General features: G+C 56.0%; 23 protein-coding genes. 14 read left to right on the top strand and 9 right to left on the bottom strand.

Going from position 1 to position 22345, the window contains the following annotated elements; all coding sequences use genetic code 11:
• Window positions 1–90: 90 nt before the first annotated feature.
• From cysP to cysM, 5 genes are all read left to right on the top strand, one after another.
• Window positions 91–1107: a thiosulfate/sulfate ABC transporter substrate-binding protein CysP gene (cysP, locus tag BJF97_RS21105; protein ID WP_014230322.1), complete on the top strand. Its 1017-nt coding sequence runs from the start codon at window positions 91–93 to the stop codon at window positions 1105–1107.
• A complete protein-coding gene (cysT, locus tag BJF97_RS21100; protein WP_004123378.1) occupies window positions 1107–1940 on the top strand; it encodes a sulfate/thiosulfate ABC transporter permease CysT in 834 nt (277 codons plus the stop codon). The genes cysP and cysT overlap by 1 nt, the downstream gene beginning before the upstream one ends.
• Entirely contained in the window at window positions 1940–2815 is an 876-nt protein-coding gene (gene cysW / locus BJF97_RS21095; protein WP_014230321.1) for a sulfate/thiosulfate ABC transporter permease CysW, read from the top strand. The genes cysT and cysW overlap by 1 nt, the downstream gene beginning before the upstream one ends.
• Window positions 2805–3899: a sulfate/thiosulfate ABC transporter ATP-binding protein CysA gene (gene cysA / locus BJF97_RS21090; RefSeq protein WP_014230320.1), complete on the top strand. Its 1095-nt coding sequence runs from the start codon at window positions 2805–2807 to the stop codon at window positions 3897–3899. Before cysW ends, cysA begins: the two co-directional genes overlap by 11 nt.
• Window positions 3900–3965: 66 nt before the next feature.
• Complete coding sequence (gene cysM / locus BJF97_RS21085) at window positions 3966–4877, top strand: cysteine synthase CysM (RefSeq protein WP_014230319.1); 912 nt, start codon at window positions 3966–3968, stop codon at window positions 4875–4877.
• Here the strand turns inward: cysM and BJF97_RS21080 are convergent.
• The 3 genes from BJF97_RS21080 to ptsJ are packed head-to-tail and all read right to left on the bottom strand — an operon-like array spanning window position 4874 to window position 7347.
• Window positions 4874–5281, bottom strand: coding sequence for a YybH family protein (locus BJF97_RS21080; RefSeq protein WP_032693094.1), 408 nt, complete (start codon window positions 5279–5281; stop codon window positions 4874–4876). The genes cysM and BJF97_RS21080 overlap by 4 nt on opposite strands.
• Window positions 5282–5326: 45 nt before the next feature.
• Window positions 5327–6034: a type 1 glutamine amidotransferase gene (locus BJF97_RS21075; RefSeq protein WP_009654866.1), complete on the bottom strand. Its 708-nt coding sequence runs from the start codon at window positions 6032–6034 to the stop codon at window positions 5327–5329.
• A gap of 14 nt (window positions 6035–6048) precedes the next feature.
• A complete protein-coding gene (gene ptsJ / locus BJF97_RS21070; RefSeq protein ID WP_070082979.1) occupies window positions 6049–7347 on the bottom strand; it encodes a MocR-like B6 salvage transcription factor PtsJ in 1299 nt (432 codons plus the stop codon).
• Between the two features lie 82 nt (window positions 7348–7429).
• On the opposite strand from ptsJ, the gene pdxK reads away from it, so the two are divergent.
• Window positions 7430–8296: a pyridoxine/pyridoxal/pyridoxamine kinase gene (pdxK, locus tag BJF97_RS21065; protein ID WP_032693092.1), complete on the top strand. Its 867-nt coding sequence runs from the start codon at window positions 7430–7432 to the stop codon at window positions 8294–8296.
• The gene (locus BJF97_RS21060) at window positions 8293–8532 is read left to right on the top strand and encodes a hypothetical protein (protein ID WP_004104337.1); all 240 of its coding nucleotides are present in this window, start codon (window positions 8293–8295) and stop codon (window positions 8530–8532) included. Before pdxK ends, BJF97_RS21060 begins: the two co-directional genes overlap by 4 nt.
• Before the next feature lie 41 nt (window positions 8533–8573).
• Here the strand turns inward: BJF97_RS21060 and crr are convergent, their stop codons facing one another.
• From crr to cysZ, 5 genes are all read right to left on the bottom strand, one after another.
• Window positions 8574–9083 carry a PTS glucose transporter subunit IIA gene (gene crr / locus BJF97_RS21055; protein ID WP_000522253.1) on the bottom strand — a complete coding sequence of 170 codons (510 nt, stop codon included), beginning with the start codon at window positions 9081–9083 and terminating at the stop codon, window positions 8574–8576.
• Window positions 9084–9125: 42 nt separating this feature from the next.
• Window positions 9126–10853 (bottom strand): phosphoenolpyruvate-protein phosphotransferase PtsI, encoded by a 1728-nt coding sequence (ptsI, locus tag BJF97_RS21050; RefSeq protein ID WP_032693091.1) that lies wholly within the window; start codon window positions 10851–10853, stop codon window positions 9126–9128.
• A 44-nt stretch (window positions 10854–10897) separates the two neighbouring features.
• On the bottom strand, window positions 10898–11155 hold the full coding sequence (gene ptsH / locus BJF97_RS21045; RefSeq protein WP_002913505.1) for a phosphocarrier protein Hpr: 258 nt from the start codon (window positions 11153–11155) through the stop codon (window positions 10898–10900).
• Between the two features lie 381 nt (window positions 11156–11536).
• Window positions 11537–12508 carry a cysteine synthase A gene (cysK, locus tag BJF97_RS21035; protein ID WP_032693088.1) on the bottom strand — a complete coding sequence of 324 codons (972 nt, stop codon included), beginning with the start codon at window positions 12506–12508 and terminating at the stop codon, window positions 11537–11539.
• A 159-nt stretch (window positions 12509–12667) separates the two neighbouring features.
• Complete coding sequence (cysZ, locus tag BJF97_RS21030; protein ID WP_009654873.1) at window positions 12668–13429, bottom strand: sulfate transporter CysZ; 762 nt, start codon at window positions 13427–13429, stop codon at window positions 12668–12670.
• A 230-nt stretch (window positions 13430–13659) separates the two neighbouring features.
• Here cysZ and zipA point away from each other — a divergent pair, with 230 nt between their 5' ends.
• The 3 genes from zipA to BJF97_RS21015 all read left to right on the top strand — a co-directional run bounded on the left by zipA (window position 13660) and on the right by BJF97_RS21015 (window position 16989).
• Window positions 13660–14679: a cell division protein ZipA gene (gene zipA, locus BJF97_RS21025; RefSeq protein ID WP_032693086.1), complete on the top strand. Its 1020-nt coding sequence runs from the start codon at window positions 13660–13662 to the stop codon at window positions 14677–14679.
• Between the two features lie 74 nt (window positions 14680–14753).
• Entirely contained in the window at window positions 14754–16778 is a 2025-nt protein-coding gene (gene ligA / locus BJF97_RS21020) for an NAD-dependent DNA ligase LigA (protein WP_032693084.1), read from the top strand.
• Window positions 16771–16989, top strand: coding sequence for a DUF3820 family protein (locus BJF97_RS21015; RefSeq protein ID WP_004123346.1), 219 nt, complete (start codon window positions 16771–16773; stop codon window positions 16987–16989). The genes ligA and BJF97_RS21015 overlap by 8 nt, the downstream gene beginning before the upstream one ends.
• On the opposite strand, the gene BJF97_RS21010 is transcribed toward BJF97_RS21015, so the two are convergent.
• Window positions 16986–17984, bottom strand: a complete 999-nt coding sequence (locus tag BJF97_RS21010; protein ID WP_004852990.1) for a bile acid:sodium symporter family protein — start codon at window positions 17982–17984, stop codon at window positions 16986–16988. The genes BJF97_RS21015 and BJF97_RS21010 overlap by 4 nt on opposite strands.
• An 89-nt stretch (window positions 17985–18073) precedes the next feature.
• Here BJF97_RS21010 and BJF97_RS21005 point away from each other — a divergent pair, with 89 nt between their 5' ends.
• The 4 genes from BJF97_RS21005 to BJF97_RS20990 all read left to right on the top strand — a co-directional run bounded on the left by BJF97_RS21005 (window position 18074) and on the right by BJF97_RS20990 (window position 22255).
• On the top strand, window positions 18074–19000 hold the full coding sequence (locus BJF97_RS21005) for a LysR family transcriptional regulator (RefSeq protein ID WP_032693079.1): 927 nt from the start codon (window positions 18074–18076) through the stop codon (window positions 18998–19000).
• Window positions 19001–19121: 121 nt separating this feature from the next.
• Window positions 19122–19955 (top strand): xanthosine phosphorylase, encoded by an 834-nt coding sequence (xapA, locus tag BJF97_RS21000; RefSeq protein WP_014230309.1) that lies wholly within the window; start codon window positions 19122–19124, stop codon window positions 19953–19955.
• 60 nt (window positions 19956–20015) lie between these two features.
• Window positions 20016–21272: a nucleoside permease gene (locus tag BJF97_RS20995; protein ID WP_014839157.1), complete on the top strand. Its 1257-nt coding sequence runs from the start codon at window positions 20016–20018 to the stop codon at window positions 21270–21272.
• 98 nt (window positions 21273–21370) lie between these two features.
• A complete protein-coding gene (locus BJF97_RS20990) occupies window positions 21371–22255 on the top strand; it encodes a LysR family transcriptional regulator (protein WP_014839156.1) in 885 nt (294 codons plus the stop codon).
• Window positions 22256–22345: the final 90 nt, after the last annotated feature.

Genomic DNA, 22345 nt, shown 5'->3' with positions numbered 1-22345 from the left:
CGCCAAACGGTATATAAAACCGTTACTCCTTTCATAGCCGTTATAAATATGATGATCAGCAGAAAATCATCATATTGATAAGGGTGCGCAATGGCCGTTAAATCACTAAAAAAAGGATATCTGGCGCTGGCTGCTTCTGTGCTGCTGGTTGCGCAGGCGCAGGCGACGGAATTGCTGAACAGTTCCTACGATGTTTCCCGCGAGCTGTTTGCCGCCCTTAACCCGCAGTTCGAACAGCAGTGGGCGAAAGATAACGGCGGCGATAAGCTGACGATTAAACAATCTCATGCCGGGTCATCAAAACAGGCGCTGGCGATCCTGCAAGGGCTGAAGGCCGACGTGGTGACCTACAATCAGGTGACCGATGTCCAGATTCTGCACGACAAAGGCAAGCTGATCCCCGCCGACTGGCAAAGCCGTCTGCCGAATAACAGCTCGCCGTTTTACTCCACCATGGGCTTCCTGGTGCGTAAAGGCAACCCGAAGAATATCCACGACTGGAATGACTTAGTGCGTTCCGACGTGAAGCTGATTTTCCCGAACCCAAAAACCTCCGGCAACGCGCGTTACACTTATTTAGCGGCGTGGGGCGCGGCGGACAAGGCTGACGGCGGCGATAAAGCGAAAACCGAGCAGTTCATGACCCAGTTCCTGAAAAACGTCGAAGTGTTTGATACCGGCGGTCGCGGGGCTACCACGACCTTCGCCGAGCGCGGTCTGGGCGATGTGCTGATCAGCTTCGAATCGGAAGTGAATAACATCCGCAAACAGTATGAAGCGCAGGGCTTTGAGGTGGTTATCCCGAAGACCAACATCCTGGCCGAGTTCCCGGTGGCGTGGGTGGATAAAAACGTCCAGGCCAACGGTACCGAGAAAGCGGCAAAAGCCTATCTCAACTACCTGTACAGCCCGCAGGCGCAGACCATCATTACCGATTACTACTACCGCGTGAATAACCCGGACGTGATGAACAAACTGAAAGATAAATTCCCGCAGACTGAACTGTTCCGCGTGGAAGATAAATTTGGCTCCTGGCCTGATGTGATGAAAACCCATTTTGCCAGCGGCGGTGAGCTGGACAAACTGCTGGCGGCGGGGCGTAAGTAATGTTTGCAGTATCGACTAAACGCGTGCTGCCGGGCTTTACCTTAAGCCTCGGGACCAGCCTGCTGTTCGTCTGCCTGATCCTGTTGTTGCCGCTCAGCGCGCTGGTGATGCAGCTTGCCCAGATGAGCTGGGCGCAGTACTGGGACGTGGTGACCAACCCGCAGGTGGTGGCGGCCTATAAAGTGACGCTGCTGTCGGCGTTTGTCGCCTCCATTTTTAACGGCGTGTTCGGCCTGCTGATGGCGTGGATCTTAACCCGCTACCGCTTCCCGGGCCGCACGCTGCTTGATGCGCTGATGGATTTGCCGTTTGCGCTGCCGACGGCCGTTGCCGGCTTAACCCTCGCCTCGCTCTTCTCCGTGAACGGGCTGTACGGCGAGTGGCTGGCGAAATTTGATATTAAAGTCACCTATACCTGGCTCGGTATCGCGGTGGCCATGGCCTTTACCAGCATCCCGTTTGTGGTGCGTACCGTGCAGCCGGTGCTGGAAGAGTTGGGCCCGGAATATGAAGAAGCGGCGGAAACCCTGGGCGCCACGCGCTGGCAGAGCTTTCGCAAGGTGGTGCTGCCGGAGCTCTCCCCGGCGCTGATGGCGGGCGTTGCGCTGTCCTTTACCCGCAGCCTCGGTGAGTTCGGCGCGGTGATTTTTATCGCCGGCAACATTGCGTGGAAAACGGAAGTGACCTCGCTGATGATTTTTATCCGTTTGCAGGAGTTTGATTACCCGGCGGCGAGCGCGATTGCTTCGGTGATCCTCGCGGCCTCGCTGCTGCTGCTGTACTCGATTAACACTCTGCAAAGTCGCTTTGGTCGACGTGTGGTAGGTCACTGATGGCGGAAGTTACGCAATTGAAGCGATACGATGCGCCCCGCATCAACTGGGGTAAATGGTTTCTGATCGGTGCGGGCGTGCTGGTTTCCGCGTTTATTCTCGTCGTGCCGACGGTGTATATCTTCGTTCAGGCCTTCAGCAAGGGGCTGATGCCGGCGCTGGAAAACCTGGCGAACCCGGATATGCTGCACGCCATCTGGCTGACCGTGCTGATTGCATTGATCACCGTGCCGGTGAACCTGGTGTTCGGCACGCTGCTGGCGTGGCTGGTGACGCGCTTTAACTTCCCGGGACGTCAGCTGCTGCTGACCCTGCTGGATATTCCTTTTGCCGTGTCGCCGGTGGTAGCGGGCCTGGTTTATCTGCTCTTTTATGGCTCCAACGGGCCGCTGGGCGGCTGGCTGGATGAGCACAACCTGCAGATCATGTTCGCCTGGCCGGGCATGGTGCTGGTGACGGTCTTTGTGACCTGCCCGTTTGTGGTGCGCGAGCTGGTGCCGGTGATGTTAAGCCAGGGGAGCAACGAAGACGAAGCGGCGGTGCTGCTGGGCGCATCAGGCTGGCAGATGTTCCGCCGCGTCACGCTGCCGAATATCCGCTGGGCGCTGCTTTACGGCGTGGTGCTGACCAACGCCCGCGCGATTGGCGAGTTTGGCGCCGTTTCCGTCGTCTCCGGCTCTATTCGCGGTGAAACCCTGTCGCTGCCGCTACAGATTGAGCTGCTGGAGCAGGACTACAATACTGTCGGCTCCTTTACTGCCGCCGCGTTGCTGACGCTGATGGCTATTTTGACCCTGTTTTTGAAGAGTGTGGTGCAGTGGCGTTTAGAAAATCAGGAAAAACGTCAGCATCAGGAGGGAAATCATGAGCATTGAGATTGCCAATATTAAGAAGTCTTTTGGTCGCACCCAGGTGCTGAATGATATCTCGCTGGATATCCCTTCCGGACAAATGGTGGCGCTGCTCGGGCCGTCTGGCTCCGGTAAAACCACGCTGCTGCGTATTATCGCCGGGCTTGAGCATCAGACCAGCGGGCACATCCGCTTTCACGGCACCGACGTGAGCCGTCTGCATGCCCGGGATCGTAAGGTGGGCTTTGTATTCCAGCATTACGCGCTGTTCCGCCATATGAACGTATTCGACAATATTGCGTTTGGCCTGACCGTGCTGCCGCGCCGCGAGCGCCCGAATGCGGCGGCCATCAAAGCGAAAGTGACCAAACTGCTGGAGATGGTACAGCTTGCGCATCTGGCGGATCGCTTTCCGGCACAGCTCTCCGGCGGGCAGAAGCAGCGCGTGGCGCTGGCGCGTGCGTTAGCCGTTGAACCGCAGATACTGCTGCTGGATGAACCCTTCGGCGCGCTGGACGCCCAGGTGCGTAAAGAGCTGCGTCGCTGGCTGCGTCAGCTGCATGAAGAGCTGAAGTTCACCAGCGTCTTCGTTACCCACGATCAGGAAGAGGCGATGGAAGTTGCCGACCGCGTGGTGGTGATGAGCCAGGGGAACATTGAGCAGGTTGACGAGCCGGAGCAGCTCTGGCGCGAACCGGCGACCCGCTTTGTGCTGGAATTTATGGGCGAGGTGAACCGTCTGCAGGGCACCATTCGCGGCGGACAATTCCACGTGGGCGCGCACCGCTGGCCGCTGGGCTATACCTCCGCGCATCAGGGGCCGGTCGATCTGTTCCTGCGTCCGTGGGAAGTGGACGTCAGCCGCCGAACCAGCCTCGATTCACCGCTGCCGGTGCAGGTGCTGGAAGCTAGCCCTAAAGGTCACTACACGCAATTGGTGGTACAACCGCTGGGCTGGTATACCGAGCCGCTGACCGTGGTCATGCGCGACGACGTCCCGCCGCACCGGGGAGAGCGCCTGTTTGTCGGTCTGCAGCATGCCCGTATTTATCACGGGAAGGAACGCATTGAGACGCGCGAGGATATTGCTCTGGCGGAGTCAGCCTGATAGGTTATCGCGTATGTTTTTCGCCCGGTGGCGTAATGCTTACCGGGCTTTTTATTGGGCAAAACCGTGAATACATTAGAACAAACAATCGGCAACACGCCTCTGGTCAAACTGCAGCGCATGGGGCCGGACAACGGCAGCGAAATCTGGGTCAAACTTGAAGGCAACAATCCGGCGGGGTCGGTGAAAGACAGGGCGGCCCTGTCGATGATTGTCGAGGCCGAAAAGCGCGGAGAGATTAAACCCGGAGATGTGCTGATTGAAGCGACCAGCGGCAACACCGGCATTGCGCTGGCGATGATCGCCGCGCTTAAAGGCTATCAGATGAAGCTGCTGATGCCGGACAACATGAGCCAGGAGCGCCGTGCCGCCATGCGCGCCTACGGTGCGGAGCTGATTCTGGTCACCAAAGAGCAGGGAATGGAAGGCGCGCGTGACTTAGCGTTAGCCATGGCGCAGCGCGGCGAAGGCAAGCTGCTCGATCAGTTCAACAACCCGGACAACCCGTACGCACACTACACCACTACCGGGCCGGAAATCTGGCAGCAGACCGACGGGCGGATCACCCATTTTGTCTCCAGTATGGGCACCACCGGCACCATTACCGGCGTATCGCGTTTTCTGCGCGAGCAGGATAAAGCGGTGAGTATCGTGGGGCTGCAGCCGGAAGAGGGGAGCAGTATTCCCGGAATTCGCCGCTGGCCTGCCGAATATATGCCGGGCATTTTTAACGCACAGCTGGTGGACGCGGTGCTCGATATCCATCAACAGGATGCCGAAAACACCATGCGGATGCTGGCGGTGAAGGAGGGGATTTTCTGCGGCGTCAGTTCCGGCGGCGCGGTGGCGGGCGCGCTACGCGTGGCGGGTGAAAATCCTGGCGCGGTAGTGGTAGCGATCGTTTGCGATCGCGGCGATCGCTACCTTTCTACCGGCGTATTTGGCGAAGAGCACTTTACCCAGGGCGCGGGAATTTAAACCTCGGGCGCGTCGAGCAGGTCCGTACCGTAGGAGTTATCCACGGTGCAGAGCCAGCGTTCGCCCTGCTGACGAAAGACATAGGTTGCGCGCCGCGTGACCTGTGTTATCCCGTCTTCCGCCGTCGGGATATCCAGCCGGGTCTCCATAATCACCAGCGCATTGCCGCCGCCTTCGATAATCTCCATTTTTCCCTGCGTCACCACCAGCCGGTGCTGGAAATAGTCGGCAATGGCGATAAACGCGTTGCGGATATTTTCTTTGCCCCGCACCACCATGCCTGGCTTGACGACCAGCGCGGCGTCTTCAGCGTAATACTCCATCAGTGTCGCGTAATCCTCCTGGGAGATAGCGCGATCGCAGGCTTCGATGGCGGCTTTAAGCTGTGGGTTGGGATTGTGCATTTCTGGCGATCCTCGAATTGTCGGGCTTTAATAAGAGCCTTTTGCTTACTTTGCCGTCAGCTTATCAAGAAACGCCCACAGCTTCTCATTCATTTCGCGATAATCCCAGGCACGCATCTCCTGTTCACTACGAATGAAACGCCTGCCTCTGGCGGCGCTAAGCTCCTGCTGCGAATGGGCGATCAGCAGCTCAATGACCTCAGCATCAAACTCCATGTGGCACTGGAAGCCATAAACCCGGTCGCTGTATTTCACAATTTGCCGCGGGCAGCCTTCGCTGGAGGCCATCACTTCTGCCTCCGGGGTCAGGCCTGGCATATCGTTATGCCAGTGGCCGACGACCAGCGAGGGGCCAAAATGGGCCAGTTTGTCATCCTGCAGGCCCGCGGTGGTGAGCGTGATGGGATAGTGACCCACCTCTTTTTCCGGACTTTGCATGACCGGCGCGCCCAGCGCTTCACCGATAAGCTGCGAGCCGAGGCATATCCCTACCACGATCCGTCCTGCGGCAATGGCCTGCGCAATCAAACGCTGCTCGGCGTGGCTATCAAACCAGGGGCACTCAGATAATGTCGTGCGCGGCGACTGCGGACCGCCGAGCACAACCAGCATATCAAAAGCGTTGGCGTTTTCCGGTAGCCTGTCCCCCGCGTATACCCGCGACCAGCTGATACCGTAGCCGCGCGCCTGCGCCCAGTGCAGGTAAGCTCCCGGCGCTTCAAAGACTTCATGGACGATAAAGTGGATCTGCATAGCGTTAACTCCCGTCACTGTTGTTGTAATATCTGGTATAAGTCATTGGCGAGCTTATTCATTTCATTGTCGCTGAGCGTCGCAAGCGACAGCCTCAGCCCGTGCGAAGGGGCGCGAATGCCGAACGTTTCGCCTTCGCGAACCAGCCAGCCGGCGTGCGCCAGACGGAGCGCTACCGGCTGGCTCGGCTCTTCCAGCGGGAACCAAAAATTAAGGCCGTCTCCCGGCGTCAGGTGGGTGATTCCGCGGCTGGCGAGGGCGGCAATCAGCTTTTCATGCTGCTGACGATAGTGGCGCCGGGTTTCCGCCAGAGAGGCCATAAAGGTGTTGTCGTTAAGGCAGGCGATGACCAGATCCTGCAACAGATGGCTGACCCACTGGCTACCGGAATTAAGCCTCACTCGCAGCGCCGCCGACGTGTCAGCGTCGCTGGCGACGATGGCCAGACGCAAATCGGGTCCCAGGGTTTTTGACAGGGAGCGTACCAGCGCCCAACGCTGACTTTCCGCGGCGATAGGGGAGTACCAGGGCGTGGCGGAGAGCAGCGCGAAATGGTCGTCTACAATCACCAGAACCTGCGGATAGCGGGCCAGTATTTCGCGTATTGCCCGGGCGCGGGATTCGCTGAGGCTACAGCCGGTCGGATTGTGCGCGCGCGGGGTAATAATGACCGCCCGGGCGCCGTTGCGCAGCGCCTCTTCAAGGGCCTCAGGCTGCATGCCTTCCCCGTCGACCGGTACCGGCGAAGGGCTAAAACCGGCGTAGCGCAGCATATTGATGCTGCTGAGAAAGCAGGGGTCTTCGATGGCCACGCTATCGCCGGGCAGCAGCAGGGCGCACAGCAGGCGCTCAAGCGCATCGACAGCGCCGCTGGCAAGGTTAATATCGGCATCCAGGTTCACATCGTTGTTAACCCAGCGACTGGCCCACGCGGCCAGCCGTGGTTCAACCGCCGCATCGCCGTACAGACGAGGCGCTGGCGCAATTGCGCCGAGATAGTGCTTGATGTTTGCCAGGCGAGTGGGGTCGGGATTGCCGCTGGAGATATCCTTCAGCGGCGAAGAGGGATCGCCACCTTCAAGGGCGGGAAGGGTATTATGGGTTTTTATGGCGGTACCATTACGCCCCTGGCTGATAGCCAGGCCAGAGGTCACCAGTCGCTTATAGGCGGCAGCGACGGTATTGCGGTTAACCGACAGCTTGCCCGCCAGCTCGCGGACCGGCGGTAAAACATCGCCAGGCTTGAGTGCGCCGCTTTGTACCAGATGGCGGATGCTATCGAAGATCTCACTGGCAGTTTTTCCAACGATCATTATTGACCTATGACAAAATGAATTTTAGCATAGGACGAATGATAATCAGAGTATGACCCGCTGTCCAGCGGGGGGAGAAAGGATGGGCCAGCAAGATGAAATACAATCGGTGCTCTTCAACGATAAAAGTCGGGCGCTTCAGGTCGATATTGTGGCCGTGCAGTCGCAGGTGGTCTACGGCAGCGTAGGCAACAGTATTGCGATACCGGCGATAAAGCAGCACGGCCTGCGGGTCATCGCGGTGCCGACGGTGCTGTTCAGCAATACGCCGCACTATGATACTTACTATGGCGGCGTTATCCCGGAAGAGTGGTTTGCCGGCTATTTAAAGGCGCTGGAGGAGCGTGACGCCCTGCGCGAGCTGCGGGCGGTAACGACCGGCTATATGGGCAGCGCCGTGCAGATTAAGCGTCTGGCGCAATGGCTGCTGCGCATTCGCGAGCAGCATCCTGAACTGTGTATTCTCGTTGATCCCGTCATTGGCGATGTGGATAGCGGCATCTACGTCAAGGCCGAGATCCCTGAAGCCTATCGTACGCATTTGCTCCCGCTGGCGCAGGGGATCACGCCCAATCTGTTTGAGCTGGAGACGCTAAGCGGTCTGCCTTGCCATAATCAGCAGGAGGCGATTATTGCCGCCCGTAGTCTGCTCTCTGATTCACTGAAATGGGTCGTTATCACCAGCGCGCCGGGAGAAAATAGCGCCACGATCAACGTGCTGGTGGTTAGCGCGCAGTCGGTCGAGGTGGTTGAACATCCGCGCGTTGAAACCGATCTGAAGGGAACGGGCGACCTTTTTTGCGCCGAGCTGGCGAGCGGCCTGGTATGCGGAATGCCGCTGGGCGAGGCCGCCCACGCTGCCGCACAGCGGGTGCTGGCGGTTATGACCTGGACCAATGAACAGGGCTGCGATGAGCTCATTCTTCCGCCGCGTAGGGAGGGAGAATGAAGAGCTATCGTTTAGTGGTGCGTCAGCAGGGAAGAGTCGTCGGCCATTTTGAGACCACCGGCAGCGAAGCCCTTGAGGATGTCTGCGAAGTGGGCTCTTTATTTGGCGCCGTTGGCGGATATCAGTGTGATTTACAGGTTTCTGACAGCGAGAAGCGGATTCTGGAAAGCGGCCCGGAAGGGATGAAAATACTTTCGCGGGAGAAGTGCTATCGGCCGTTTAAAGCGGCGAGATAAAAAAATGGCGCCCGAGAGGCGCCATTCTTCTGCGGCAAGAATTACTTCTTGATGCGGATAACCGGTGTTTCACCCACGGTTACGCTACCGGACAGTTTGATCAGCTCTTTGATCTCGTCCATGTTGGAGATAACAACCGGAGTCAGGGTAGACTTGGCTTTCTCTTCCAGCAGCGGCAGATCGAATTCGATAACCGGGTCGCCGACTTTCACACGCTGGCCTTCTTCGGCGATACGTTTGAAGCCTTCGCCTTTCAGCTCAACGGTATCAATACCGAAGTGAACGAACAGTTCAATGCCGCTATCAGATTCGATTGAAAAAGCATGGTTGGTTTCAAAAATTTTACCGATGGTACCATCTACCGGCGCAACCATTTTGTTGCCAGTAGGTTTGATAGCAATGCCATCACCCACAATTTTTTCCGCAAAAACTACATCCGGCACGTCTTCAATGTTGACGATCTCGCCAGAGAGCGGGGCAACAATCTCAATAGTTCCGGTGTCTTTTTTATCATCAGAAACCAGAGATTTCAATTTATCGAACAAACCCATGATCTTCTCCTAAGCAGTAATTTGGGCCGCGCATCTCGTGAATTAGCAGATTGTTTTTTCTTCAATGAACTTGTTAACCAGCGTCATTAACTCGTCCGTTGTCGGTTGAGCAAGAGCCTGCTCTGCTAATACTTTCGCATCTTCGAAGTTCGTGTTACGGATAATCTTCTTGATGCGCGGGATGGAAATGGCGCTCATAGAGAACTCGTCCAGACCCATACCCAGCAACAGAAGTGTAGCACGTTCATCGCCCGCAAGCTCACCGCACATGCCAGTCCATTTGCCTTCAGCATGAGAAGCATCAATAACTTGCTTAATCAGCGTCAGCACGGACGGGGACATTGGCTGGTAAAGATGTGAAATCATATCATTACCACGGTCAACTGCCAGAGTATACTGCGTTAAATCATTGGTACCGATACTAAAGAAATCAACTTCTTTGGCTAAGTGACGCGCAATTGTCGCAGCGGCTGGGGTTTCCACCATCACGCCAATCTCAATTGCCTCATCAAAAGCTTTACCTTCGAGCTTAAGTTCCTGTTTGTAGATTTCGATCTCTTTCTTCAGTGCACGCACTTCTTCAACAGAGATGATCATCGGGAACATGATGCGCAGTTTACCGAAAGCGGAAGCGCGCAGGATGGCACGAACCTGGTCGCGCAGAATCTCTTTGCGATCCATGGCGATGCGCACTGCGCGCCAGCCGAGGAACGGGTTCTCTTCTTTCGGGAAGTTCATGTACGGCAGCTCTTTGTCGCCGCCGATGTCCATGGTGCGAACGATAACCGCCTGCGAGCCGCACGCTTCGGCAACGGCTTTGTATGCTGCGAACTGTTCTTCTTCAGTCGGCAGCGAGTCGCGGTCCATGAACAGGAATTCTGTACGATACAAACCAACGCCTTCCGCGCCGTTACGTTCGGCACCTTCAACGTCGCGTACGGTACCGATGTTGGCGCAGACTTCAACCTGATGGCCGTCCAGCGTAATGGCCGGCAGGTCTTTCAGCTTAGCCAGTTCCGCTTTCTCTTCAGCGACCTGAGCCTGCAAGTTGCGCAGTTCTTCGATTTGTTGGTCGCTCGGGTTAACCAGAACCTGATTATTCACCGCGTCGAGAACCAGATAATCGCCGTTTTTCACCTGGCTAGTTACGCTACCGGTGCCCACGATGGCCGGCAGTTCAAGGGAACGCGCCATGATAGAGGTATGGGAAGTACGACCGCCCGCGTCGGTGATGAAACCCAGCACCTTGTTCAGGTTCAGCTGTGCGGTTTCAGACGGGGTGAGGTCAGCGGCTACCAGGATAACTTCATCCTGAATCGCGCTCAGATCGATGATGGCCAGACCGAGGATGTTGCGCAGCAGGCGCTTACCGATGTCGCGTACGTCAGCGGCACGCTCTTTCAGGTATTCGTCATCCAGTTCTTCCAGGGCAGTAGCCTGACCTTCGATAACTTCATTGGCTGCCGCATCGGCAGTCATATGCTTATCTTTAATCAGGGCTATGATTTCCTGCTCAAGCTCCTCATCTTCCAGCAGCATGATGTGCCCTTCGAAGATGGCTTCTTTTTCTTCACCGAAGGTTTCACCAGCTTTGGTTTTGATGACCTCCAGCTGGGCGGAGGCCTTGGTGCGGCCATTCAGAAAACGTTCAACTTCCTGATCAACCTTATCGGCAGAAATTTTCTTCCGGTCGATGACAATTTCATCTTCTTTCAGCAGAAGTGCCTTGCCGAAAGCGATACCCGGGGATGCTAAAATGCCTGAAATCATAACCCTACCTTACTTGTGACTGATATTAAAAAGAACCCGTGAACTTACTCGAGTTCAGCCATCAGTTTTACCAGATGCTCAACTGCTTTTTGCTCGTCTTCGCCTTCGGCAGAGAGAGTGACAACGGTACCCTGGGTCAGGCCCAGAGTCTGCAGTTTGAACAGGCTTTTGGCGCTGGCGCTTTTGCCGTTGGAGGTTACAGTGATCTCAGAAGTGAAGCCTTTTGCTTCTTTAACAAACTGAGCAGCAGGGCGGGTGTGCAGACCGTTCGGAGCGGTAATAGTAACTTCTTGCTGGAACATTATATTTCCCCAACTTATAGGTTTAGTGTTGTGGACCTAAAGTTTAGCCTAACGGCCAAACTTTAGCCTGTATCGTTAGCGCCGGCATCACGTATCCGGCTCCGGCACCATCAGCGGAAAATCGCTGTGGAAACCTTCAGGCCGTTAACGTCTACCACGTCATTAAACATTATGCCGCTAAAGGAAGACTTGAACCAAATCATAAAATCGATTCAGCTTATGGAAATCCAAATCGGAATAATTTCGCGCATCGAAATAAATGTGCTGGTTAAATACCAGACCCAACGAAGTGAATCAATGCCAGGAGGGGTAAAAGTTTGATGTGCGCCACAAAAAAGCACCTGAAAAGGTGCTTTTTTACACGATATTAACAAGCTGGCATTACTGTTGCAGTTCTTTCTCGGTGAAGAGATCGGCAAACAATGCGGTGCTTAAATAGCGCTCACCTGAAGAGGGTAGGATAACCACAATATTCTTGTTGGTAAAGGCTTCATCCTCCTGCAGCTTCAGCGCAGCGGCAACGGCAGCGCCGGAAGAGATGCCGGCCAGAATGCCTTCCTCTTCCATCAGGCGACGGGCGGTGGAAATGGCTTCATCATTGGTAATAGCCACTACTTTATCCACCAGCTTCAAATCCAGGTTGCCTGGGATAAAGCCTGCGCCAATACCCTGGATTTTGTGCGGGCCTGGCTTCAGCTCTTCGCCTGCCAGCGCCTGGGCGATAACCGGGGAGTCGGTAGGTTCAACGGCAACGGTAATCAGATCTTTTTTACCTTTGGTGCCTTTGATATAGCGGCTCACGCCGGTCAGCGTACCGCCAGTACCGACGCCGGAGATGAATACGTCGATTTGACCATCGGTATCTTCCCAGATTTCCGGGCCGGTGGTTTTTTCATGAATTTCCGGGTTTGCCGGGTTGCTGAACTGCTGGAGCAGGAGGAATTTTTCCGGGTTGCTGGCGACAATTTCTTCGGCTTTCTGGATGGCGCCTTTCATCCCCTTGGCGCCTTCGGTCAGCACCAGGTTAGCGCCCAGGGCCTTCAGCAGCTTGCGGCGTTCGATGCTCATGGTCTCCGGCATCGTCAGCGTCAGTTTATAACCGCGCGCCGCAGCCACATACGCCAGCGCGATACCGGTATTACCGCTGGTCGGTTCCACCAGCTCAACGCCGGGCTTCAGCACGCCGCGTTTTTCGGCATCCCAAATCATATTGGCACCGATACGGCATTTTACGCTAAAGCTCGGGTTACGAGATTCTACCTTTGCCAGGATGCGTCCGTTACCGATGCGGTTCAGTCGTACCAGCGGCGTATGGCCGATAGTCAGGGAGTTATCTTCAAAAATCTTACTCATGGCCCGTCCTTAACTGTATGAAATTTGGGAGTACGGCTTCAGCATACCCGCTTAAAGAATATGCGGAAGTAAGGATTTAGCATATCTATATTCAGAAGAGAAATAATGGCAAGCCAGAAGTAATAAGGAGCGGCATAAGCCGCTCCGAAAGCGATAGCGCTACTTCCACATGGCGTGTTTGTCACGGTAGCAATCGACCCACATCGCCGTCGCGCCGCAAATCGCGACGGGCAGGATGACCAGGTTTAGCACCGGGATCATGGTAAACAGGCTGGTCAGGGCGCCAAACTGCATATTGGTCACTTTACGCGTGCGCAGCGCCTGACGCATCGTTTTAAACGGCACCTTATGGTTATCAAAAGGGTAATCGCAGTACTGAATCGCCAGCATCCAGGCGCTGAACAGGAACCACAGCACGGGGGCGACGGTCTGGCCGATACCGGGGATAAAGTAGAGAAGCAAAAGGACGATGGCCCGCGGCAGGTACCAGGCGAACTTCTGCCACTCGCGCTTCATGATGCGCGGCACATCTTTCAGGATGCCGAAAACCCCGACATCCGGCGGCGTCGCGCCCGTCAGGCGCGCTTCAAGCTGCTCGGCCAGCAGGCCGCTAAAGGGCGCGGCAATCCAGTTGGCGATTGTCGAGAAGAAGTAGCCGAAGACAAGCAGAATAGAAATGACCACCATGGGCCACAGCAGATAGTTAAGCCATTGCAGCCATTCAGGAACATGGCTCATCAACGAAGGGATCCAGCTGTCCAGACGCGTGAACAGCCACCAGAATGCGCCGCCCATCAGAATAATGTTGACGAGTAAAGGGAGGAATACGTATCGACGGATCCCCGGCAGCCCGATCAGCTTCCAACCCTGCGAAAAATAATAGACGCCACTGCGCGGGGTCGTTACGGATGATGAAACCATAGTCAGGTAATGCTCCTTTTTTGACATCCAGGCTGAATGCCGGGCTATTTTATCGGGTTAGCAGACAATAACCAGTTAGGAAATGTTCGAAAAAACAGCAAAAAGCACGATTTAGTTCATCTTTATGTAGTGAAAGCCCCCGACGCACTTGCACTTGATGTAATCGGCAAATACTCTTAGTGAGTAAATGTTTGCCGTGGTGGCAAGGTGTTAGAACAACAGAGAATATAATGATGCAGGATTTGCGTCTGATATTAATCATTGTTGGCGCGATCGCCATAATCGCTTTACTGGTGCACGGTTTCTGGACCAGCCGTAAAGAACGCTCCTCGATGTTTCGCGATCGCCCACTGAAACGTATGAAGTCTCGCGACGATGAAGCGTCGGAAGGCGACGACTTTGATGACGATGTTGAAGGCGTTGGTGAAGTCCGGGTTCATCGGACCAGTCATGCGCCGAATGGCGTTCATGGGGAGCATGAAGCACCTCGTCAGCCGCAGCACCAGTATCAGCCTCCTTATGAGCGTCAGGTGCAACAGCCACCTGTGCGCCCGGAAGAGCCTGTCCGTGCACCGCAGCCGCCGCAACATCAGCCCGTTCACGCCCAGGCCCCGGTCCAGCAGCCGCAGCGCGCTGTGCCGCCTCAGCAGCCGGTACAGCCGCAGCCGCAGCCCGTTCCGCATGTGCAGCAACCCGTTCAGCATGCGCAGCAGCCCGTTCAGCATGTGCAGCAGCCGGTTCAACAACCTGCCGCCGCTCCAGAGCCGCAGCCGGCGCCGGAACCTCAGGCCCCTGAGCCGCAGCAGGCCGCGCCGCAGCCTAAAGAGCGTAAGGAGACGGTCATCGTGATGAACGTCGCTGCGCATCACGGTTCGCAGCTCAATGGCGAGCTACTCATCAATAGCATCCAGCAGGCGGGCTTCAAATTTGGCGATATGAATATTTTCCATCGCCACCTCAGCCCGGACGGCAGCGGTCAGGTGCTCTTCAGTCTGGCCAATATGGTTAAGCCTGGCACCTTCAATCCTGACAGCATGGCGGATATGATGACGCCCGGGGTGACTATCTTTATGCAGGTTCCGTCCTTTGGCGATGAACTGCAAAACTTTAAGCTGATGCTGCAGTCCGCGCAGTACATTGCCGATGAAGTCGGCGGCGTAGTGCTGGATGACCAGCGTCGTATGATGACGCCGCAAAAATTGCGTGAATATCAAGACCGAATTCGTGAAGTGAAAGAGGCTAACGCCTGATTCATCTTCTTGCGTTTCATCTACTTATCCTGAACCCCCGCCCGTCGGGGGTTTTTTATCATTGATGGTGTGATATGGAATCGAACGAACAAAAACTGACTGAACTGCGAACCACGCTTCGCCATCATGAATATCTCTACCACGTCATGGATACGCCGGAAATCCCTGATGCGGAATACGATCGGTTAATGCGCGAACTGCGCGAGCTGGAAGCTCAGCACCCTGAGCTGATCACCCCGGACTCGCCCACCCAGCGCGTCGGTGCCGCACCGTTAGCCTCTTTTAGCCAGATTCGCCATGAAGTCCCGATGCTGTCGCTGGACAACGTTTTTGATGAGGAGAGCTTCCTCGCGTTCAACAAGCGGGTACAGGATCGCCTGAAAAATACCGATAACCTGACTTACTGCTGCGAGCTCAAGCTGGATGGCCTGGCGGTCAGTATCCTTTATGAAAACGGCCTGCTGGTGCAGGCGGCGACCCGCGGCGATGGAACGACCGGTGAAGATATTACCTCGAACGTGCGTACCATTCGCGCGATTCCCCTGAAGCTACGCGGTGACAATATTCCGCAGCGGCTTGAGGTGCGCGGAGAGGTGTTCCTGCCGCAGGCAGGGTTCGAAAAAATTAATGAAGAGGCGCGGCGAACCGGAGGTAAAGTCTTTGCTAACCCGCGTAACGCGGCGGCGGGGTCTTTACGCCAGCTCGATCCGCGAATTACCGCGAAGCGTCCGCTCACTTTCTTTTGCTACGGCGTGGGCGTGCTGGAAGGCGGCGAGCTGCCTGCCAGCCACTCGGCGCGCTTGCAGCAGTTTAAGTCCTGGGGGCTGCCGGTCAGCGAGCGTGTAAAGCTCTGCCATACGCCAGAGGAAGTGCTTACTTACTATCGCCAGGTTGAAGAGGATCGGCCGAAGCTGGGGTTTGATATCGACGGCGTGGTCATCAAGGTCGATTCGCTGGCGCTGCAGGAACAGCTTGGCTTCGTAGCCCGCGCGCCGCGCTGGGCGGTGGCGTTTAAGTTTCCGGCGCAGGAGCAGATGACTTTCGTGCGCGACGTTGAGTTTCAGGTCGGGCGCACTGGCGCCATCACGCCGGTTGCGCGTCTGGAGCCGGTACACGTCGCCGGGGTCCTGGTCAGCAACGCGACGCTGCATAATGCTGATGAAATCGAGCGTCTGGGGCTGCGTATCGGCGATAAGGTGGTCATTCGCCGCGCCGGCGATGTTATCCCTCAGGTCGTGAACGTCGTGCTCTCAGAACGCCCGGAGGAGACGCGTGAGATCGTGTTCCCCACCCATTGTCCGGTATGTCATTCCGACGTTGAACGCGTGGAAGGCGAAGTGGTGACGCGCTGTACCGGCGGTCTGATCTGCGGCGCCCAGCGTAAAGAAGCGCTCAAGCATTTTGTCTCCCGTCGCGCCCTGGACGTTGACGGTATGGGCGATAAAATCATCGATCAGCTGGTTGAAAAAGAGTACGTGCATACGCCGGCCGATCTCTTCCAACTGACGCCGGGTAAACTCACCGGGCTCGATCGCATGGGGCCCAAATCAGCGCAGAACGTGGTGGATGCCCTGGAGAAGTCCAAAGAGACCACCTTTGCCCGTTTCCTTTATGCGCTGGGGATCCGCGAAGTCGGTGAGGCGACGGCAGCCGGTTTAGCGGCCCATTTTGGCACCATTGAGGCGCTGGAGCAGGCTTCAATTGACGATCTGCAAAAAGTGCCCGATGTCGGGATTGTGGTTGCCACGCACGTGCGTAATTTCTTTGCCGAAGAGAGCAACCGCGAAGTGATTGCTCAGCTGCGTAAAGAAGGCGTCCGCTGGCCGGCGCCGGTCGTGGTCAATGCGGAAGAGATTGATAGCCCCTTTGCCGGCAAAACGGTGGTTCTGACCGGTAGCCTGAGTCAGCTCTCCCGTGACGATGCGAAAGCCCGGCTGGTTGCGCTGGGGGCGAAGGTGGCGGGCAGCGTGTCGAAGAAGACCGACCTGGTCATCGCCGGGGAGGCGGCGGGCTCTAAGCTTGCCAAAGCGCAGGAGCTGGGAATTGCGGTGATCGATGAAGACGAAATGCTGCGTTTGCTCGGAGAGTCGCGTGGATAAAGATCAGCTTATTGAGATTGCCAATACGGAAATGCCGTTTGGTAAATACAAAGGGCGGCGCTTAATCGATGTGCCGGAAGAGTATTTGCTGTGGTTTGCCCGTAAGGATCAATTTCCCGCCGGGCATCTTGGCGAGCTGATGGCATTAACGCTATTGATTAAAACGGAGGGGCTGACCAGCCTGGTCGAGCCCCTTAAGCGCCCGCGTTAGGCTTCGGAGGCGCGGCTTTTCTCCTGCGCCTGTAACGCTTCGGCCTGGCGCTTATAGCGCCGCGCCAGCACCGCACAGACCATAAGCTGAATCTGATGGAAGATCATCAGCGGCAGCACCATTATCCCCAGGATAGAGGTCGGGAAGAGAATGTTGGCCATCGGAATGCCGTTCGCCAGGCTCTTTTTCGACCCGCAAAAGACAATCGTAATTTCATCCGCTTTATTAAACCCGCACCTGCGCGCCACAAAGACGTTAATCGCAATCACAATCGCCAGCAGCACCATGCTGACAATAACGATAAACAGCAGCGAACCGACGCCGACTTTGTGCCAGATACCGTTAACAACCGCCTCGCTGAACGCCGAATAGACCACCAGCAGGATGGAGGTCTGGTCGGTTTTCGAGATCCACTTTTTATGCTTTGCCACCCAGTTGCCAATCCACGGACGAGAGAGATGTCCCAGCACAAACGGCAGCAGCAGCTGCAGCATGATTTTGCCAACCTGCTCCAGACTCCCCCCCGCACCGTGCAGGTTCATCAACAGGCCGACCAGCAGTGGCGAAATGAAGATCCCCAGCAGGCTTGAGGCCGAAGCCGAGCATACCGCAGCCGCCACGTTGCCGCCCGCCAGAGAGGTAAACGCAATGGCTGACTGGACGGTGGCGGGAAGAATGCAGAGATAAATAAACCCGGTATAGAGCGCCGGATCGACGTTAACGGGCGCCCACCAGGCGAACAGCACGCCAAGTACGGGAAAAACGATAAATGTGCTGCACATGACCCAGAGATGTAAACGCCAGTGGCTGCCCCCGGCAACGATCGCCTCACGGGAGAGCTTGGCGCCGTGCATAAAGAAAAGCAGCGCGATGGCGGCGGTGGTTAAATGTTCAAAGAAGGGGACAAATCCGCCGCGCGCAGGAAAAAAGGAGGCCAGCAGGACGACGGTGACTAACGTCAGGGTGAATGGATCAAGAATGCGGAAAAATTTCATAAACGCTCCTGAAAATCGATGTCGCTATTGTGCTTTCTTTAGTTTGAGAAATAAAATCGATTTATTGCATCTATTCATGAAAAAAAGAGATGAATTATTCGCTACGTCAGTTGAAGGTTTTTGTGACCGTTGCTCGCGTCAAAAGCTTTAGCCGGGCAGGGGAGAGTATTGGCCTGAGTCAGTCAGCGGTAAGCCACAGCGTGAAAGAGCTGGAACATCAGACCGGCGTACGCCTGCTTGACCGAACGACGCGCGAAGTGGTGCTCACGGAAGCCGGACAGCAGCTGGCGGCCCGGCTTGAGCGCCTGCTGGATGAGTTAAACGGCACGTTGCGTGAGGCCGGGCGCGTCGGGCAGCAGCTTATGGGAACCGTGCGGGTGGCGGCCAGCCAGACCATTTCCGCCCATCTGATCCCGCAGTGCATCGCCTACAGCAACCGTCGCTATCCGGAGATAGATTTCGTTCTGCACGATCGCCCCCAGCAGTGGGTGCTGGAGAGCATCCGTCAGGGAGAAGTGGATTTTGGCATTGTTATCGACCCTGGCGCAGCGACCGATTTGCAGTGTGAGGCGGTTCTCGCTGAACCTTTCCTGCTGCTTTGCCGTCGCGATCACCCTTTCGCTAAAAGGGACGCGGTGAGCTGGCATGCGCTGCATGACCAGCGGCTGGTGTTGCAGGATTATGCTTCTGGCAGCCGGCCGCTGATTGACGCCGCGCTCGCGGGATTCGCCGTTACCGCAAATATCGTGCAGGAAATCGGTCATCCGGCCACGCTATTTCCAATGGTTGAGTCGGGGATAGGCATCAGCATCCTACCTGCGTTAGCGCTGCCGCTCCCTCAGGGAAGTCATCTGCAGGTGAAGCGACTCACCCCGGTGGTGGAACGCCAGCTGATGCTGGCGCGGCGTAAAAACCGCTCGCTATCGACAGCCGCAGAGGCGCTGTGGGAGGTGGTGCGGCAGCAGGCTGGCCAGTTGACCGCCTTACGCGAAAACGACCCCTTGTATCAGAAATGAAATCAATAGCTTTTTAATATCAAACGTCCGGGAAAACTGTATTGGTAATCGATTGCGTAGCATCGTTATAACAGCATGGTAGCCAATCACTTTATCGATCTTTCAGTTTTAAGGACAGCTTATGAGCGACACGCTTTTCTCACAGAATCCCTGGTATAGCGCCGATATTATTCGCGGATATAAGCCGGATTTTACGCCGCGGGTGGCCTTTATCCTGGGGTCGGGTCTCGGGGCGCTGGCGGAACAAATTGAAGATGCGGTGGCGATATCTTACGAAAAGCTGCCCGGCTTTCCGGTGAGTACCGTGCACGGCCATGCCGGCGAACTGGTGCTTGGAAATCTGGCCGGCGTACCCGTTGCCTGCATGAAAGGGCGTGGGCACTTCTATGAAGGTCGGGGCATGACGGTGATGACTGATGCCATCCGGACGCTAAAGCTGCTGGGGTGTGAACTGCTGTTTTGTACTAACGCGGCCGGTTCTTTACGTCCGGAAGTGGGACCGGGAAGTCTGGTGGCGCTCAGCGATCATATTAACACGATGCCGGGTACGCCAATGGTGGGCCTGAATGATGAGCGCTTCGGCGAACGCTTCTTCTCCCTGGCCAACGCCTATGACGCGGATTACCGCGCCGTTCTGCAGCGCGTAGCTGAGGAGGAGGGGTTTCCGCTGACTGAAGGCGTATTTGTCTCTTATCCCGGGCCGAATTTTGAAACGGCGGCTGAGATTCGCATGATGCAGATTATCGGCGGCGATGTGGTGGGGATGTCCGTCGTACCGGAAGTCATCGCTGCCCGCCATTGCGAGCTGAAAGTGGTGGCCGTCTCAGCCATTACCAATCTGGCTGAGGGCCTCGGCGATGTGAAACTATCTCACGCGCAAACCCTGGCGGCGGCCGAACTCTCCCGGCAGAACTTTATTAACCTGATCTGCGGCTTCTTACGCAAACTGGCCTGAAAAAATAATAAATATTGACCCCGCTTGCGGGGTCTTACTTTAATGGCAAGGAACGGAAAAATGGGTATCGCCTCTCGCTTAAAACTCATGTCGTTTTTGCAATATTTTATCTGGGGTAGCTGGCTGGTCACCCTGGGTTCTTACATGATAAACACACTGCATTTCACCGGGGCAAATGTCGGCATTGTCTATAGCTCCAAAGGGCTGGCAGCCATTATCATGCCCGCCATTATGGGGATCGTTGCCGATAAATGGCTACGTGCAGAACGGGCCTATATGCTCTGCCACCTGGTCTGCGCGGGAGTGCTTCTTTATGCAACGACCGTCACCGATCCGGAGATGATGTTCTGGGTAATGCTGATTAACGCGATGGCCTATATGCCGACTATCTCGTTGTCTAATAGCATCTCCTATTCCTGTCTGGCGCAGTCCGGCCAGGATCCGGCGACCGCGTTTCCTCCTGTTCGCGTATTTGGCACCCTTGGTTTTATTGTCGCCATGTGGACGGTGAGCCTGATGGGGCTGGAGCTGAGCAGCGCGCAGCTGTATATCGCCTCTGCCGCGTCGTTATTACTGGCGATTTATGCGCTTACGCTACCGAAAATTGCTGTGACCGAGAAGAAATCTGGCGCCACATTGGCCGCGAGGCTGGGACTGGATGCATTCGTATTGTTTAAAAATCCGCGGATGGCCATTTTCTTTTTCTTCGCGATGATGCTCGGGGCGGTACTGCAAATAACCAACGTCTTCGGTAACCCCTTTCTGCATGATTTCGCCCGCAACCCGGCGTTTGCCGACAGCTTTGTCGTACGCTATCCCTCTGTTTTACTTTCGGTTTCGCAGATGGCGGAAGTCGCCTTTATTCTCACCATTCCGTTCTTTCTGAAACGCTTTGGCATTAAAACGGTCATGCTGATGAGTATGCTGGCGTGGACGCTGCGCTTTGGCTTTTTTGCCTTTGGCGATCCGTCTCCGTTCGGTTTTGTTCTGCTGCTGATGTCGATGATCGTTTACGGCTGCGCATTCGACTTCTTTAATATTTCAGGGTCGGTGTTCGTAGAGCAAGAGGCGGGGGCGCATATTCGCGCCAGCGCGCAGGGGTTGTTTATGACCATGGTGAACGGTGTTGGCGCATGGGTAGGTTCGGTTCTCAGCGGCATGGCCGTGGATTACTTCTCTGTTGATGGCGTAAAAGAGTGGCAGACCATCTGGCTGGTGTTCGCGGCCTATTCATTGCTGCTGGCGGTTACTTTTGCCGCGTTCTTCAAATATAAACATGAACCTGAGAAGTTAATGAAAAAAGCGCTGACGCATTAATCCTCTTCCGCGGCGGGCACATGTTCCGCCGTTTCATTTTTTCTGATGCAGTGTGGTAACTTTGCGCATTATCTCTATGCCTCAGGAGCGCATGACCCATGGAACGCACGCATCGTATCGATCTGAAGTTATTGCGCTATTTTCTGGCTGTTGCAGAAGAGCTGCATTTTGGTCGTGCGGCGGCCCGTCTGAACATGTCGCAACCTCCGCTCAGCATTCACATTAAAGACCTGGAGCAGCAGCTTGGCACGCTGCTGTTTGTTCGCCACTCCCGCAGCGTGGCGTTGACCCACGCAGGAAAAATCCTGATGGAGGAGTCGCGTCGTCTGCTTTCCAGCGCGAATCAGGCGCTGGCGCGCGTGGAACAGATTGGGCGGGGTGAGGCGGGACGGGTAGAGCTTGGCGTGATAGGTACGGCTATGTGGGGAAAAATGCGTCCGGTGATGCGGCGTTTTTTGAAAGAGAACCCTAACGTAGAGGTGCTTTTCCGCGAGAACATGCCCGCCATGCAGATGGCGATGCTGGAACGACGCGAGCTGGACGCCGGCGTCTGGCGGATGGCGACAGCGCCTTCTCCTGGATTTACCAGCCTGCGCTTGCACGAATCCTCTTTTCTGGTGGCCATGCCGGAAGAGCATCCGCTTGCCGCGCGTAAGGCGACCCCGCTTGCGGCGTTGCGTAACGAATATTTTGTCACCATGCCTTCAATACATACCGACTGGACGTTTTTGCAGCGCGTGTGCCAGAGCGCCGGATTCTCACCGATGATTATCCGTGAAGTGATGGAGCCGCAAACGGTTCTGGCGATGGTCAGTATGGGGATAGGTATTACGCTCATCGCTGATAGCTATGCGCAAATGACGTGGCCGGGGGTGGTGTTTCGTCCGCTGGAAGAACGCATACCCGCAGATTTGTATATCGTCTATGACCAACAGCAGGCGACGCCCGCGCTGGAGAAGCTGATTGCGGCGCTGGTGAATTGATGGTCAGTGGCGGATAGCAAGATGAAGGCCTGTGCCGGCTTTGTAAGCGCAGATAGCAAAAAAGCGCCGCCAGCGCCATTTTTACATTGG

This window comes from Klebsiella sp. LTGPAF-6F, assembly GCF_001753185.1.
Classification (GTDB): Bacteria; Pseudomonadota; Gammaproteobacteria; order Enterobacterales; family Enterobacteriaceae; genus Klebsiella; species Klebsiella michiganensis.
The sequence above is the reverse complement of the archived record's forward strand: the minus strand, read 5'-3'. Positions and strand labels throughout refer to the sequence as shown.

Excerpts from the sequence above, each read along its gene's own strand:
- pdxK (WP_032693092.1), top strand. The coding sequence starts at position 7,430 with ATGGGCCAGCAAGATGAAATACAATCGGTGCTCTTCAACGATAAAAGT.
- xapA (WP_014230309.1), top strand. The coding sequence starts at position 19,122 with ATGAGCGACACGCTTTTCTCACAGAATCCCTGGTATAGCGCCGATATT.
- cysK (WP_032693088.1), bottom strand. The coding sequence starts at position 12,508 with ATGAGTAAGATTTTTGAAGATAACTCCCTGACTATCGGCCATACGCCG.
- cysZ (WP_009654873.1), bottom strand. The coding sequence starts at position 13,429 with ATGGTTTCATCATCCGTAACGACCCCGCGCAGTGGCGTCTATTATTTT.
- BJF97_RS21080 (WP_032693094.1), bottom strand. The coding sequence starts at position 5,281 with ATGCACAATCCCAACCCACAGCTTAAAGCCGCCATCGAAGCCTGCGAT.
- cysT (WP_004123378.1), top strand. The coding sequence starts at position 1,107 with ATGTTTGCAGTATCGACTAAACGCGTGCTGCCGGGCTTTACCTTAAGC.
- zipA (WP_032693086.1), top strand. The coding sequence starts at position 13,660 with ATGATGCAGGATTTGCGTCTGATATTAATCATTGTTGGCGCGATCGCC.
- cysW (WP_014230321.1), top strand. The coding sequence starts at position 1,940 with ATGGCGGAAGTTACGCAATTGAAGCGATACGATGCGCCCCGCATCAAC.
- BJF97_RS20990 (WP_014839156.1), top strand. The coding sequence starts at position 21,371 with ATGGAACGCACGCATCGTATCGATCTGAAGTTATTGCGCTATTTTCTG.
- cysP (WP_014230322.1), top strand. The coding sequence starts at position 91 with ATGGCCGTTAAATCACTAAAAAAAGGATATCTGGCGCTGGCTGCTTCT.
- ptsH (WP_002913505.1), bottom strand. The coding sequence starts at position 11,155 with ATGTTCCAGCAAGAAGTTACTATTACCGCTCCGAACGGTCTGCACACC.
- BJF97_RS21060 (WP_004104337.1), top strand. The coding sequence starts at position 8,293 with ATGAAGAGCTATCGTTTAGTGGTGCGTCAGCAGGGAAGAGTCGTCGGC.
- BJF97_RS21005 (WP_032693079.1), top strand. The coding sequence starts at position 18,074 with ATGAATTATTCGCTACGTCAGTTGAAGGTTTTTGTGACCGTTGCTCGC.
- ptsI (WP_032693091.1), bottom strand. The coding sequence starts at position 10,853 with ATGATTTCAGGCATTTTAGCATCCCCGGGTATCGCTTTCGGCAAGGCA.
- ligA (WP_032693084.1), top strand. The coding sequence starts at position 14,754 with ATGGAATCGAACGAACAAAAACTGACTGAACTGCGAACCACGCTTCGC.
- BJF97_RS21075 (WP_009654866.1), bottom strand. The coding sequence starts at position 6,034 with ATGCAGATCCACTTTATCGTCCATGAAGTCTTTGAAGCGCCGGGAGCT.
- crr (WP_000522253.1), bottom strand. The coding sequence starts at position 9,083 with ATGGGTTTGTTCGATAAATTGAAATCTCTGGTTTCTGATGATAAAAAA.
- BJF97_RS20995 (WP_014839157.1), top strand. The coding sequence starts at position 20,016 with ATGGGTATCGCCTCTCGCTTAAAACTCATGTCGTTTTTGCAATATTTT.
- BJF97_RS21010 (WP_004852990.1), bottom strand. The coding sequence starts at position 17,984 with ATGAAATTTTTCCGCATTCTTGATCCATTCACCCTGACGTTAGTCACC.
- ptsJ (WP_070082979.1), bottom strand. The coding sequence starts at position 7,347 with ATGATCGTTGGAAAAACTGCCAGTGAGATCTTCGATAGCATCCGCCAT.
- cysA (WP_014230320.1), top strand. The coding sequence starts at position 2,805 with ATGAGCATTGAGATTGCCAATATTAAGAAGTCTTTTGGTCGCACCCAG.